The organism is Bradyrhizobium sp. UBA2491, from assembly GCF_002341725.1.
GTDB lineage: Bacteria > Pseudomonadota > Alphaproteobacteria > Rhizobiales > Xanthobacteraceae > Bradyrhizobium.
The window spans coordinates 31,585-44,235 of sequence record NZ_DDOP01000079.1 but is presented as its reverse complement, the minus strand read 5'-3'; the positions used below and the strand labels follow the sequence as shown (position 1 = coordinate 44,235).

The window sequence follows — 12,651 nt, the reverse complement described above, 5'->3', positions numbered from 1 at the left end:
ATTATCCGCGCGCCAGCACGGCAGAGAGCCGCGACCATTCGGCTTCGTTGCCCGGCAGGCCGAGGCGCAACCATCCCGGCTGTTGCTGGAAAACCCGCGACCAGATCTGGCCGCGGGCAAGCTTCTCCTGTGCGGCCAGCGCATCGCCGACATCATAGAGACGAAACAGCGGCGTGCCGCCGACCAGCGTCCAGCCTCGCGAGCGTGCTGCCGTGTCGAGCCTGACGCAATCGTCCGCGAGCCGCGCAACCGTCGCTCTTGCCCAGTCCCGATCGAGCAACGCCCGCCGCCCAATCGCAATGGCAGCTCCCGAGACCGGCCAAGGGCCCGCCATCGCCGCAAGTCCGGCGATATCGCGTTCGCTGCCGATGGCGAAGCCGAGCCTGACGCCGGCCAGTCCGTAGAATTTCCCGAACGAGCGCAGGATCAGGAGGTGTGGCCGTCCTGCCTCCGCTGCGAGGGAGAGGTCGGGAACGGCGTCGGCAAAACTCTCGTCGATCACGAGCCGGCCGACGCGCGGCAACAACGCCAGCAGTTCGCCCCGTTCGTGGCGCCGTCCATCCGGATTGTTCGGATTGACGACGACGGCAAGATCAGCGTCGGCGAGCGCTGCGAGATCGGATGCTTCCTCGACGTCCCAACCGGCGGCCGACAGCACCGCGGCATACTCATTATAGGTCGGCGCCAGGATGCGCGCCCGCCCGCGAGGCGCGAGACGCGGCAGCAGCTGAATGGCCGCCTGTGCGCCGCCGATCGCTACGATCGGCGCATCGGTCGCGTAGGCCTGCCGCGCGGCGTGGTGGAGAGATTCGATATCCGATCGCGACGGTAACGCGCTCCATTGCCGCGGCTCGACATCGAGCAGCGGATAAGGCTGCCGGTTGATCCCCGTCGACAGGTCGATCCAATCGTCCGCGGCCCCGCCGAAGCGTTGCTGGGCGACGTCAAGATTTCCGCCGTGCTCTCGCATGCGCCGCTCTCTTACAGCAACGCCAGCGCGACGAACACCCCGGCCAGCAGCGTCATGGCACGGCGATAGAGCGTCAGCCCGGCGAGGATGTCGGCGGCGGCCGGATCGCGCGCGGCCTCGTTCAGCCAGGGCTCGTCCGCGACGTGCCCGTGATAGATGCGGGGGCCGCTGAGCCGCACGCCGAGCGCGCCGGCGATCGCGGCTTCCGGCCAGCCGGCATTCGGCGAACGATGCCGCCGTGCATCGCGCAGCATGCATGACCACGCCTGCGAACGGTTTGGCGCGAGCAGCACGAACAGCAGCCCGGTCAGCCGCGCCGGAATGATGTTGGCGAGATCGTCGATCCGGGCCGCCGCCCAGCCGAATGCTTCGTGCCGCTCGGTGCGATGCCCGATCATGGAGTCCAGCGTGTTGATCGCCTTGTAGCCCAGGATTCCCGGCAGGCCGAACAGCGCGCCCCAGAACACCGGCGCCACGATGCCGTCGGACGCGTTCTCGGCAAGACTCTCGATGCTCGCGCGCGCGATCCCGGCGTCGTCGAGCATCGCCGGATCGCGCCCGACGATCTGCCCGACCGCCAGACGGGCAGCTGCGATGTCACCGGAGACCAGCGGCTTGGCCACCGCGGCGACATGGTCATGCAGCGAGCGCAACGCCACCTGCGGCCACGCCAGCACACCGACAACGACGACACCCGCCCATTCGGATGCGAGCATGGACTGAACGGCCCAGCCGAGCGCGGCCGCCAGCGCAATCACCAGGATCGCCGCCGCAGCGCCTGCCGCGCGGCGAAATGGCGACGGATCGGATGTCCGGTTCCAGGCGCCATCAAGCAAATTGATCAGCCAACCGAGCCAGGTCACGGGATGGCCGATGCGCGCAAACAGCGGGGACGGCCAGCCGATCAAGGCATCCACGGCCATCGCCACCACCATCGCTCCCGCAAAACCCACGCATCTCTCCTCGCCGCGATCTCCCGTGATGCGCAAGACGTCGGCCGAGCGCAAGCCCTCGCCGGTGGATTTTCGGCTTTGTCTTTCACCGCGATTGGTGGTTAGAGCGTTTTCGAGCGGAAGCGGATGCCGGTCGCACAGGAGATGATATGGCGGTCATTGTGATCACGGGCGGGGCGCGATCCGGGAAAAGCCGGCGCGCCGAAGGTCGTGCGCGCGCCTTTCCGGGGCAGCCGGTCTATATCGCCACCGCCGAGGCGCTCGATGCTGAAATGGACGAGAGGATCGCCCGGCATCGCGCGCGGCGCGGCAACGACTGGATCGAACGCGAGGTGCCGCTCGATCTCGTCGAGGCGTTGTCCGCGACCGATGGCGGCGGCGCAAGGCTGGTTGATTGCCTGACGCTCTGGCTGTCCAATCTGCTGCATGCCGAGCGCGACTGGTCGCAGGAGGTCACGCGGCTGGCGGCTGCGCTGCCGCACCAGCGCAGCCCGGTGATCCTGGTCACCAACGAGGTCGGCCTCGGCATCGTGCCCGACAATGCGCTGGCGCGAACGTTCCGCGACGCCGCCGGCCTGATGAATCAGTCGATCGCAGCCGCAGCCGACGAGGTCGAATTCGTTGTGGCCGGCCTGCCGATGAAGCTAAAATGAACGCCGCGACCGATCCTGGCAAAGGCTCCGCGATGGTCTCGTTCGACGACGCATTTCGCCATCAACTGCACGAACTGTTCGTGTGGCGGCGCGACGTACGGCGCTTCCGCACCGATCCGCTGCCGGATCGGACGATCGAGCGGCTGATCGAGATCGCCTGCCTGTCGCCTTCGGTCGGCCTCAGCCAGCCCTGGCGCTTCGTCATGGTCGATGACAGAGCGCGGCGCCGTGCCGTGATCGAAGACTTCAAGGCCTGCAACGCCGATGCGCTGCGGTCCTATTCGGGCGAGCGCGCCGCGAAATATGCCGCGCTGAAACTGTCGGGCCTCGAAGAGGCACCCGACCATCTCGCCGTGTTCGCCGAGAAGACCGACCAGATCGGCGCCGGCCTCGGCCGCGCGACGATGCCGGAGACCACGGAATATTCCGTGGTGGCCGCGATCTGCTCGATGTGGCTCGCCGCGCGCGCCGAGGGGATCGGGCTCGGTTGGGTATCGATCCTCAACCCGGACCGCATCCACGACATTCTCGACGTGCCCGCGTCGTGGAAGTTCGTCGGCTATCTCTGCATCGGATACCCTCAGGCGGAATGCGACCGTCCGGAGCTCGAGCAGGCCAAGTGGGAATCGCGACGAGGTGCCGGTGAGTTCACCATCCGACGCTGACCGCGCGACCGCGAGTGGCGGCGTGCAGTGGCGCGCCGACATCGCTTCGCTGGTCTTTGCTCTCCCGCAGCACAGCGCGATCTGCGCAGTGCATCGGGGTGCGTTTCGGACCTTGCTCGGCAGGGAGCCAGAGCCGTCGGCCTGCATCGGCTATTTCGAGCGACACGAAGACGCGTTCCGGGCCGCGGCACGCGACAAGATCCGACGCAAGCGCATCCCGCTTGGAACAAATCTGCATCTTACCAGTCGCGACATCGCCCGAAAGCTGCTAGAAGCCGATCAAATCGAAGGTGGAGAACGACCATGAGCCAATCCCAGGCTACGCAAACCCAGACGGCGCATCTGCCGGTTGCCGCCGGACAGGTCGGACGGCTTGCGCAGTCGCTGATGGCGATGACGCTCGGTCTGTTCATTGTCGGCGTGGTCGGATTCTCGCACATCGACGTGGTCCACAATGCCGCGCACGACGTGCGTCATTCCAACGCATTCCCCTGCCACTGATCCCGTTGGCATGAGCACGTTTCGCTCGATCGTCTTCTCATCGGTCATTGCCGGATTCATCGTTGGCCTGATCGTCACCGCCGCCCAGCAGTTCGGCACCGTTCCGCTGATCCTCAAGGCCGAGGTCTACGAGAAGGCGGCCGAGCACAAGCATGAAGCCGCAGCTTCGCCGCAGGTCGTCCTCGTGCACGACGCGGCAGATCATGACCATGGCGCCGAGGCATGGGAGCCGAAGGACGGGCTGGAGCGCAACCTCTACACGGCGGGCGCGAACATCCTGACCGCGATCGGCTTCGCACTCCTGCTCGGCGGCTTCTTCGCCGTCCGCAGTGGTGCGACGGGCGAACCGATCTCCTGGCACGAAGGCCTGATGTGGGGGCTCGCGGGCTTTGCCGTCTTCACGATCGCGCCAAGTCTTGGACTGCCGCCCGAACTGCCGGGTGTGCCGGCCGCGCCGCTGCTCTCGCGCCAGATCTGGTGGATCACGGCGGTGCTGGCGACGGCCGCCGGCCTCGGACTGATCGTGTTCAGGCGCTCGGCGCCGGCCGCCATCGCCGGCGTCGCCCTGATCATGCTGCCGCATCTGATCGGCGCGCCCGAGCTCGAGCATGTCGAGACCAACGTGCCTTCGTCATTGTCGCATCAATTCGTGGTCGCCGTGACGCTGACCAGCCTGGTATTCTGGGCCCTGCTCGGCAGCCTGACCAGCACGGCCTTCGCCTATTTCGATCGGCCGGCGTCGGCGTAACGCGACAACCATCGCGACAGGAATCAATTGAGATTCGCGGCGGAGCCTGATTAGGTTCGGCGACGCCGTCTGCCGCGGGGCTGACGGCGTCGCCGAACCGACGGGATCCAACCAGCGATGGCCAAGACACGACGGACACGACCGACGATTCGTGACGTCGCGGCCGAGGCCGGCGTATCGGTCTCGAGCGTCAGCCGCACGCTCAATGGCGGCATCTACACCAGCGCGGAGCTGCACGCCCGCATCATGCGCGCGGTGAAGCGTCTCGGCTTCGAGCCGGACCAGGCGGCGCAGGCGTTGCGCTCGCGGGCCTCCAACACGATCGGCTGCATGGTCGCCGACTTCTCCAACCCGCACTACACCGGCATGGTGAGCGCGGCGGAGGAGGAGTTCCAGCGCGCCGGCTTCCTGCTGATGCTGGCCGCCACCAAGCACGAGGAGGTGCGCGAGGCCGCGTTCCTGTCGGCGGTGCGCCGCCGCCAGATGGATGGCCTGCTGCTGTTCGCCGGCGACAATTCCCACAAGGACTTCATGAAGGGGCTGGCGACGCTCGACCTGCCCTGCGTGAGCGTGGACCGCGAGGTGCCGGGCAGCGTCCCGGTTCGGGTCGATCATCGCGGCGGTGCGCTGGAAGCGACGCGCTATCTGCTCGGCCTCGGCCATCGCCGGATCGCGCTGCTCACCGGCAGCGCCGCGGTGCTGCCGAGCACGGAGCGGCTCGCGGGCTACCGGCAGGCGCACCAGGAAGCGAAGATCGAGGTCGACCCCACGCTGATCCGCCCGCACATGCAGGGCGCCAACACCGCCTTCAGCTCGGTGTGCCAGCTGCTGCAATCGGCAAAGCCGCCCACCGCGATCATCTCGCTCGGCACCAGCATGCTGGCCGAGGTGCTGGAGGCGATCACCAGCAACGGCCTGCGCTATCCGCAGGACGTCTCGCTGGTGTGCAGCGGCGACACCGACCTCGCCCGCCATGCGACGCCCGCGATCTCGGCCTTGAGCTGGGACATGAACGAGGTCGGCCGCACCGCCGCGCGGTTGCTGCTGGAGCAGATCCGCGACGACGACAAGCCCCGCAGCAGCGAGCCGGTATTCCTGCCGACACGCCTGATCCTGCGCCATTCCTGCGCCGCGCCGGCAACGCCGGCGCGGGGCCGAAAATAGCCTCGCGCGATCAATCGGCCTGCGGCGCCGCCGCGTATTGCACGTCGGAGACGTGCTCCATCCAGGTGGCGTAGTCGCCGTCGAGCACTTCGTGGATCGCGATATGGCTCATGCCCGTGGTCGGCGCCGCGCCGTGCCAGTGCTTCTCGTCCGGCGGAATCCACACCACGTCGCCGGGGCGGATCACCCGGATCGGACCGTCCCAGCTCTGCACATATCCCACGCCGGCCGTGACGTGGAGCGTCTGGCCGAGCGGATGGGTGTGCCAGGCGGTGCGCGCGCCCGGCTCGAACGTGACGCGCGCGGCCTGCACCCGCGCCGGCGCCGGTGCGTTGACGATCCCATCAGCCCATACGGTGCCGCTGAACCATTCGGCGTTGCCGCGGCGGCTCGGGACCGTTCCTGCGCGCTTGATGTCCATCTTCAGTCCTCCAACTTTTCCAATCTGGAAACGGTTCCAGCTTCATTCGTCACTGCGAGCGGACCGAAGCAATCCATTGATCCGCGTATGCCTCGCGATGGATTGCCTCGCTCCGCTCGCAATGACGGAAAGCAAACGCTCAGCGCAATGCAAATCCCTCGTAACCGTGCTGCGCGATCTGCGCGATGCGATGGCGGTAGCCCTGCCCGACATACGGCATGAACACCCGCGGCTTGCCGGCGATGTTGGCGCCCTGGTACCAGGAATTGGCCTTCGGATAGAGCGTGCGGCTGGCGGCGTCGGCGACATGTGCCATCCAGGCCTGCTCGGCATCGCGCTCGGGCTCGATCCGCGTCAATCCTTTTGCGCGCATGCTGCCGAGACAGGCGGTGATCCATTCGACATGGTTCTCACAGGCGTGGATCACATTGCCGATGACTGATGGGCTGCCCGGGCCGGTCACGATGAACAGGTTCGGGAAGCCGGATACCATCAGGCCGAGATAGGCGCTGGGCCCGTCGGCCCAGGCCTGCTTCAAGCTCGTGCCGTCGCGGCCGCGGATCTGCATCGCGGCAAGTGCCCCGGTCATCGCATCATAGCCGGTTGCCAGCACCAGCGCGTCGAGCGCGAAAGACCGCGTCGCGGTCTCGAGGCCAGTCTCGGTGACCGCCGTGAGCGGCTCGGCGCGCAGGTCGACGAGCTCGACATGCGGCAGGTTGTAAGTCGCGAAATAGCCGGTATCGATGCAGATGCGCTTGACGCCGAGCGGATAGTCCTGCGGTGACAGCGCCGCCGCGGTGGTCGCGTCGTCGACGATGCCGCGGATCTTGTCGCGCACGAAGTCGCAGGCGACGTCGTTGACGGCTTCATCGGTGAGGATGTTCGGGAACGCGGTCAGGATGCCGCCGCCACCCTGCTCCCAGAGCTGTTCATAGCGCGCCCACTGCTCCTCGCGCTCCGGCACCGGCGCCTCGAATGCATTGGCGGGCACGCGCCCGAACTCCGGTGTCTCGAGGCTCTCGCGATATCTGGCGATCACGGGTTCGGCGGCGGCGATATCGGCGTCGGACAGCGGCGCGTTGCGCGCCGGCACGGAGTAGTTCGGCGTGCGTTGGAACACGGTCAGGCGGCTCGCCGCCTTCGCGATCATCGGGATGGTCTGCACGCCCGATGAACCGGTGCCGATCACCGCGACGCGCAGGCCGGAGAAATCGATCTCCTGATGCGGCCACTGTCCGGTGTGATAGACCGGCCCGCGAAACCGCTCCAGGCCCGGCACGTTCGGCTTGTTCGGCATCGAGAGATTGCCGGTCGCCATCACGCAAATCGACGCGACGATGCAATCGCCGCGATCGGTGCGTACGGTCCAGCTCTCGCCGGCCTCGTCCCAGTCGGCGCTGGTCACGCGGGTGTCGAAGCGGATCAGCGAGCGCAGCTCGAACCGGTCGGCGACACGCTGCGCATAGCGCAGGATCTCCGGCTGGGCAGCGTATTTCTCGCTCCAGCGCCATTCCCGTCGCAGCTCTTCCGACCAGGTGTAGGAGTAGAACAGGCTCGGTATGTCGCAGCGTGCGCCGGGATAGCGATTCCAGTACCAGGTGCCTCCGACGTCGGCTGCCGCCTCGATGCCGATCACCTTCAGCCCGAGCTCGCGCAACCGGTAGATGGCATACAGCCCGCCGAAGCCGGCTCCGACCACGACGGCATCGCATTCGGCAACCAGCGGCGGCCTCGCGCCGTGGTCCGGGCTCGTCTGCACCAGTCTGCTCATTTGTCACATCTCTCCGGTCGCAGGGATTATTGCCATCGGCGGGAACACGCGCTAGTCTGGAAACGTTTCCAGACCGGAAGCGCATACGATAATTGCCGCCGGGCGTCAACGCGCCGGCCATCGGGCCCGCGGACGCCACAAGGCGATCAGCGAACAATCAGGGAGTGACTGAAGGATGTTGGAGGGATTTCGTCTTCGCGCATGCGTGGCAGCCGCGGCAATGATCGGCGCGCTGTCGCCCGCGCTCGCGCAGAAGAATTACGGCCCGGGGGTCTCGGATACCGAGATCAAGATCGGCAACATCATGCCCTATAGCGGCCCCGCTTCCGCCTACGGCGCGATCGGCCGCACCGAGGCGGCCTATTTCAAGATGATCAACGACCAGGGCGGCATCAACGGACGCAAGGTCGATTTCATCAGCTACGACGACGGCTTCTCGCCGCCGAAATCGGTCGAGCAGGCACGCAAGCTGGTCGAAGGCGACGAGGTGCTGCTGGTGTTCCAGCCGCTCGGCACCGCGCCCAATGTCGCGATCCAGAAATATCTCAACGCCAAGAAGGTCCCTCACCTGTTCATCGCGTCGGGCGCGACGCGGTTCGGCGAACCGAAGAACTTTCCCTGGACGATGGGCTGGCAGCCGAACTACCAGAGCGAGGGCCGCATCTACGCCAAATACATCCTGGACAAATTCCCGAACGGCAAGATCGCGGTGCTCTGGCAGAACGACGACGCCGGCAAGGACGCGCTGAAGGGATTGCGCGACGGCCTCGGCGACAAGGCGAGCAGCATGATCGTCGCCGACAAGTCGTATGAACTCACCGATCCGACGCTGGACTCGCAGATCGTGGCGCTGCGCGCCTCGGGCGCCGACATCCTGTTCACCTGGGCGGCGCCGAAGGGCGCGGCGCAGACCATCAAGAAGGTCGCCGAGCTCGGCTGGAAGCCGACCTTCTTCCTGACCTCGACGGCGACTTCGGTCGCCTCGGTAATGCGCGCCGCCGGCGTCGAGCATTCACAAGGCATCATCTCGGTCGCCTATCTGAAGGACCCGACCGACAAGATCTGGGCCGACGACGCCGAGACCAAGGAATGGCGGACGTTCATGGACAAGTACATGCCCGACGGCGACAAGACCAACGGCAATCACGTCTATGGCTACGCCGCTGCGCAAACGCTCGCGCAAGTGCTCAAGCAGTGCGGCGACGATCTGACGCGCGAGAACGTGATGAAGCAGGCCGCCAGCCTGAAGGACTTTGCGCCGAAGATGATCCTGCCCGGAATCAGGATCAATACCGGCCCGAACGATTTCCGGCCGATCGAACAGTCGCAGCTGATGCGGTTCGAAGGCGAGAGCTGGACGCTGTTCGGCAACATCATCACCGGCGAAGTCGGCAGCGAGTAAAGCCTCCGTGCGTCACGTTCGGACTTGCCCGGACATGACGCACGCATCAATCATCCGGCCAGCCAGGCGAACGCACGGCGCAGGAATGCCGGCGCATCCTGCTCGACCGGCGTGCCATGCGCCATCAGCACCTTCTCGGCCGGCCACGCCAGGACGCGTTGCAAGGCCGCGCGCGCGGCACGGCGGTTGGTGAAGGCAATACGGAACTTGCGCGGCACCGACGGCTCCGGTCCGACCATGAGGTCGAGCTTCGCTATCGTCGCCCGCCAGCCCGAGACCAGTTCGGCGGGAATCTGTTGCAGCAGGTCGGTGAACAGCACGGTGCCGCTCACCAGATGAAAGAAGACCACCTCCGACGTGATCAGGTTGCCGCGCATCACCACCTGGTCGATCTGCCCGACCCAATCAAGGCTCGCTCCATCGGCGAGATCGGCATCGAAGGCGATATCACGGCGCCGCTTGCGCAGGCCCGGCGGGGCATGGAGCACGGCGGCCGGATAGGCTCGCTTCCATTCGGCGAGAAACAGATGATGCAGCGAATTGGGAGCCACGATGTGCCTGACATGGCCCAGCGCGTCCGTGGCCGCCCGCAGACCCTCTGTCAGCCGGACCGGCGACCAGACGAACAGGCTGCCGTCCGCAAGCCTGACGACCGCCATCCGGGTGGGATAATGAAACCCGGCGACCGCCACGTTCGGTCCTCCGGCAATCCAGATGTCGTGGCCGAAGTTCAGCAGTACCGCCATTTCGGTTGACCGTCGCAAGTCCGAGCCGAACCAGCCGGCACGCTGCCGCCGGCATTCCGGCTTCCTTTACCATGCCCGGTGCGACGCACTGCCGGCAAGGGCCATGCCGGCACCTGGTTCCGATGCCAATTGCAACGATCGGGTTTACGCAACCTTAGACGATTTGATCCAAACGTTGGCTGTGCACGACGCGATTGGGATGAAGCGGCCGATGTCGCAAAAATCGGATCTTGGGGGACACGGGCTGGCCTTCGCGGATGATGCCGGACGTGGCCTCGCGGGCTCGCCGGATCGCGCGTGCCGTGATGGCGCCATGCCCCAGCGCACGGCCGTCGGCCAAGCCCCCCATGCGCCGACAGCTCTGACGCAGGCCGCCGATGCGCATCCGCCGTCGGTCAGGTCCGGCGCAGGCGGACTGGTCTCGGCGCTTCGTGACGCCGAGTGGCTCACGGCCGATCGGGTCACCGCCTTCACCCGGATGTTTCTCCTCCTGTTCATCGGCTGCGTTGCGAGCATTCCATGGTTCGCGCCGACGATGGATGTCGGCCACGACTTCGCGGCATTCTGGACCGCGGCAAAGCTCGCCCTCGAAGGCCGCGCCGCCGATGCCTATGGCGATGCAGGCCGCGCCGCCGTCGCCGCCCTGTTCGGCCAGAACAGCTACCCGCCGTTCTTCTACCCGCCGACGTCGCTGTTGTTCTGGCTTCCGTTCGCGCTGGTGTCGTTCGCCACGGCCGCCTTCATCTGGATCGCCGCGACCGGCGCAGCCTATGCGGCTGCGATGCGGGCCATGCTCAAAGGCGGATCGATCGTTCCCGCGCTCGCCTTTCCCGGCGCATGGATATGCGCGCTGTTCGGGCAGAATTCGCTGTTCTCGGCGGCCCTGCTCGGCGGATCGGCCGCGACGCTGGATCGCTATCCGGCGATCGCGGGCGTGCTGCTCGGATGTTTCAGCTACAAGCCGCAGCTCGCCCTGCTTGCGCCGCTCGTCCTGATCCTGACACGGCGCTGGCGCGCGCTCGCCGCGGCGATCGCGACAACGCTCGTGCTGGTACTGGCTACCACCGCCATCTTCGGCATCGAGCCGTGGATCAAGTTTGTCGGCGTCCTGCCGGAAGCAAAGGCCTGGAGCCTGGATGGCCGGCCCGGCTTCGAGAAGTTCGTAAGTCCGTTCGCCGCGATCAGGCTCGCCGGCGGAACGAGCAACACCGCCTGGCTCATCCAGCTGATGGCAGCCGCGATCGCGATCTCAGTCCTCGTCCTTGTGCTGCGAAGGCGCCCCGGCGGCGCCGCCGAGATCGCGCTGATGGTGGCAGCGACCGGCCTCTGCGTCCCCTCACTCGGCAGCTACGAGGTGGTGATCCTGGCGATCCCGGGCGCGTGGCTGATCGCGCAAGCGCTGGCACAAGGCTGGCTGCCCTACGAACGCATCGCACTCGCTGCGCTTTACCTGACGCCATTCGTCATGGTGCCTGCGGCCGCCAACGGCGTGCAATTGGCGCCGCTCGCCTGTACGGCGCTCGTCGCGCTCGTCGCGCGACGCATCTTGCATCCGCCGCTTGCAGAAACTGCCAATCACTGATTGGCCCGACCGCGCAGACCCTGGCGGCTCGAGAAGCCAGCCGTGCAACATACTCCGTGTCGCCCCTGCGAACCCCGAATGGCTATTGTTGCGGCCATGCCAAAACCGCGAGTCCCTTCACCTGCATCCGCCGCGGCGGATGGGTCCCTGCCTTCGCAGGGACGACACGGGAAGGGTTGCGCATGCCCTCCGCATGGAACTAACCCGCCCGCGTCAGGATCACCTGCTGCGCCGCATGCCAGCTCGCTTCGTCGGGCGCGCAGAGCAGGCCGCCGGTCAGGTTGACGGGCCGGTAGGGTGAGCCGTCGAAATGCGCGCTGTAGCCGCCGGCCTCGCGATGCAGCAGCCAGCCCGCGGCATGATCCCAAGGCATCAGCTTGTTGTAGAACAGCAGGTGGCAATGGCCAGACGCCGCCATGCGGTACTCATGCGCCGCGCATCGGAGCCAGGCCGTCATGCCGAGCTTGGAGAGATTGCCGGCGACCGTGGTCCGCAACGGCTCCGGCAGGAAGTTGACGCCGACGATCGCGTCCATCTGGCTGACCGGTGCGGGCGCGGCGACCTTCAGATCGTAGCGGCTGCCGTCCGGTAGCTCGAGCCAGGCGCCCTCGCCGCGCATAGCAAACGCGGTGTCGTTGCAGACCGGGTCGTGGATCGCGCCGAACACGATCTCGCCGCGGATGGTCGCGGCCACCATGGTGCCGAACAGCGGCAGGCCGGAGGTGAAATTTCGCGTGCCGTCGATCGGATCGATGATGAAGGCAAGGTCCGCGGTTCCGATCCGGTCGAGCGCCGTCGCGTCGCGCGCCGTGCCTTCCTCGCCGACGATCAAAGCATCCGGAAAAACCCGAAGCAGTGCCGCCGAGATCGCCTGCTCGGCGAGCTCGTCGGCTTCGGTGACCACGTCGAACGCGGATGTCTTGGTGCGGACCTCGATCTCGCGCACGCGGCGGAACCGCGGCATGATCTCGCGGTGGCCGACTTCGGCGAGGATGTTCCCGATGTTCAGCGCATCGGCATGGGACAATTTCACGCGGCATTCTCCTGCATTGCGCAGGCACCTTACCGCAGAAAT

The 12,651-nt window shown here is 66.7% G+C and carries 14 protein-coding genes; 8 read left to right on the top strand and 6 right to left on the bottom strand.

Annotated elements, in window-relative coordinates; genetic code table 11:
- Position 1 precedes the first annotated feature (1 nt).
- Together cobD and cbiB are read right to left on the bottom strand one after the other, a co-directional pair.
- A complete protein-coding gene (cobD, locus tag B2W55_RS26925) occupies positions 2-970 on the bottom strand; it encodes a threonine-phosphate decarboxylase CobD (protein ID WP_024579703.1) in 969 nt (322 codons plus the stop codon).
- 11 nt (positions 971-981) lie between these two features.
- Positions 982-1,923, bottom strand: coding sequence for an adenosylcobinamide-phosphate synthase CbiB (gene cbiB, locus B2W55_RS26920; protein ID WP_024579702.1), 942 nt, complete (start codon positions 1,921-1,923; stop codon positions 982-984).
- A 149-nt stretch (positions 1,924-2,072) separates the two neighbouring features.
- Between cbiB and cobU the strand changes: the two genes are divergently transcribed.
- The 6 genes from cobU (at position 2,073) to B2W55_RS26890 (ending at position 5,654) form a co-directional block, all read left to right on the top strand.
- Positions 2,073-2,576, top strand: coding sequence for a bifunctional adenosylcobinamide kinase/adenosylcobinamide-phosphate guanylyltransferase (gene cobU, locus B2W55_RS26915; protein ID WP_024579701.1), 504 nt, complete (start codon positions 2,073-2,075; stop codon positions 2,574-2,576).
- A 32-nt stretch (positions 2,577-2,608) separates the two neighbouring features.
- Complete coding sequence (gene bluB, locus B2W55_RS26910; RefSeq protein ID WP_024579700.1) at positions 2,609-3,241, top strand: 5,6-dimethylbenzimidazole synthase; 633 nt, start codon at positions 2,609-2,611, stop codon at positions 3,239-3,241.
- Positions 3,219-3,548 (top strand): hypothetical protein, encoded by a 330-nt coding sequence (locus tag B2W55_RS26905; RefSeq protein ID WP_051404252.1) that lies wholly within the window; start codon positions 3,219-3,221, stop codon positions 3,546-3,548. The genes bluB and B2W55_RS26905 overlap by 23 nt, the downstream gene beginning before the upstream one ends.
- Positions 3,545-3,742 (top strand): CbtB domain-containing protein, encoded by a 198-nt coding sequence (locus B2W55_RS26900; RefSeq protein WP_024579699.1) that lies wholly within the window; start codon positions 3,545-3,547, stop codon positions 3,740-3,742. Before B2W55_RS26905 ends, B2W55_RS26900 begins: the two co-directional genes overlap by 4 nt.
- 10 nt (positions 3,743-3,752) lie before the next feature.
- Positions 3,753-4,490: a CbtA family protein gene (locus B2W55_RS26895; protein WP_024579698.1), complete on the top strand. Its 738-nt coding sequence runs from the start codon at positions 3,753-3,755 to the stop codon at positions 4,488-4,490.
- Between the two features lie 117 nt (positions 4,491-4,607).
- Complete coding sequence (locus B2W55_RS26890) at positions 4,608-5,654, top strand: LacI family DNA-binding transcriptional regulator (RefSeq protein ID WP_024579697.1); 1,047 nt, start codon at positions 4,608-4,610, stop codon at positions 5,652-5,654.
- Between the two features lie 10 nt (positions 5,655-5,664).
- Here the strand turns inward: B2W55_RS26890 and B2W55_RS26885 are convergent, their stop codons facing one another.
- Both B2W55_RS26885 and B2W55_RS26880 read right to left on the bottom strand, forming a co-directional pair.
- Positions 5,665-6,075 carry a (R)-mandelonitrile lyase gene (locus tag B2W55_RS26885; RefSeq protein WP_024579696.1) on the bottom strand — a complete coding sequence of 137 codons (411 nt, stop codon included), beginning with the start codon at positions 6,073-6,075 and terminating at the stop codon, positions 5,665-5,667.
- A 139-nt stretch (positions 6,076-6,214) separates the two neighbouring features.
- Positions 6,215-7,846: a flavin-containing monooxygenase gene (locus B2W55_RS26880; protein ID WP_024579695.1), complete on the bottom strand. Its 1,632-nt coding sequence runs from the start codon at positions 7,844-7,846 to the stop codon at positions 6,215-6,217.
- A gap of 175 nt (positions 7,847-8,021) precedes the next feature.
- On the opposite strand from B2W55_RS26880, the gene B2W55_RS26875 reads away from it, so the two are divergent.
- Positions 8,022-9,248 (top strand): ABC transporter substrate-binding protein, encoded by a 1,227-nt coding sequence (locus B2W55_RS26875; RefSeq protein ID WP_024579694.1) that lies wholly within the window; start codon positions 8,022-8,024, stop codon positions 9,246-9,248.
- Positions 9,249-9,298: 50 nt separating this feature from the next.
- On the opposite strand, the gene B2W55_RS26870 is transcribed toward B2W55_RS26875, so the two are convergent.
- Complete coding sequence (locus tag B2W55_RS26870) at positions 9,299-9,994, bottom strand: DUF4336 domain-containing protein (protein ID WP_024579693.1); 696 nt, start codon at positions 9,992-9,994, stop codon at positions 9,299-9,301.
- Between B2W55_RS26870 and B2W55_RS26865 the strand changes: the two genes are divergently transcribed.
- Positions 9,963-11,576 (top strand): glycosyltransferase family 87 protein, encoded by a 1,614-nt coding sequence (locus B2W55_RS26865; protein WP_080891063.1) that lies wholly within the window; start codon positions 9,963-9,965, stop codon positions 11,574-11,576. The genes B2W55_RS26870 and B2W55_RS26865 overlap by 32 nt on opposite strands.
- A 199-nt stretch (positions 11,577-11,775) precedes the next feature.
- On the opposite strand, the gene B2W55_RS26860 is transcribed toward B2W55_RS26865, so the two are convergent.
- Entirely contained in the window at positions 11,776-12,609 is an 834-nt protein-coding gene (locus tag B2W55_RS26860) for an inositol monophosphatase family protein (protein WP_024579691.1), read from the bottom strand.
- Positions 12,610-12,651 lie beyond the last annotated feature (42 nt).

What these genes read in the sequence shown, in the direction of transcription:
- cobD (WP_024579703.1), bottom strand. Translation starts at nt 970, where the DNA reads ATGCGAGAGCACGGCGGAAATCTTGACGTCGCCCAGCAACGCTTCGGC.
- cobU (WP_024579701.1), top strand. Translation starts at nt 2,073, where the DNA reads ATGGCGGTCATTGTGATCACGGGCGGGGCGCGATCCGGGAAAAGCCGG.
- bluB (WP_024579700.1), top strand. Translation starts at nt 2,609, where the DNA reads ATGGTCTCGTTCGACGACGCATTTCGCCATCAACTGCACGAACTGTTC.
- B2W55_RS26900 (WP_024579699.1), top strand. Translation starts at nt 3,545, where the DNA reads ATGAGCCAATCCCAGGCTACGCAAACCCAGACGGCGCATCTGCCGGTT.
- B2W55_RS26895 (WP_024579698.1), top strand. Translation starts at nt 3,753, where the DNA reads ATGAGCACGTTTCGCTCGATCGTCTTCTCATCGGTCATTGCCGGATTC.
- B2W55_RS26890 (WP_024579697.1), top strand. Translation starts at nt 4,608, where the DNA reads ATGGCCAAGACACGACGGACACGACCGACGATTCGTGACGTCGCGGCC.
- B2W55_RS26885 (WP_024579696.1), bottom strand. Translation starts at nt 6,075, where the DNA reads ATGGACATCAAGCGCGCAGGAACGGTCCCGAGCCGCCGCGGCAACGCC.
- B2W55_RS26880 (WP_024579695.1), bottom strand. Translation starts at nt 7,846, where the DNA reads ATGAGCAGACTGGTGCAGACGAGCCCGGACCACGGCGCGAGGCCGCCG.
- B2W55_RS26875 (WP_024579694.1), top strand. Translation starts at nt 8,022, where the DNA reads ATGTTGGAGGGATTTCGTCTTCGCGCATGCGTGGCAGCCGCGGCAATG.
- B2W55_RS26865 (WP_080891063.1), top strand. Translation starts at nt 9,963, where the DNA reads ATGTCGTGGCCGAAGTTCAGCAGTACCGCCATTTCGGTTGACCGTCGC.
- B2W55_RS26870 (WP_024579693.1), bottom strand. Translation starts at nt 9,994, where the DNA reads ATGGCGGTACTGCTGAACTTCGGCCACGACATCTGGATTGCCGGAGGA.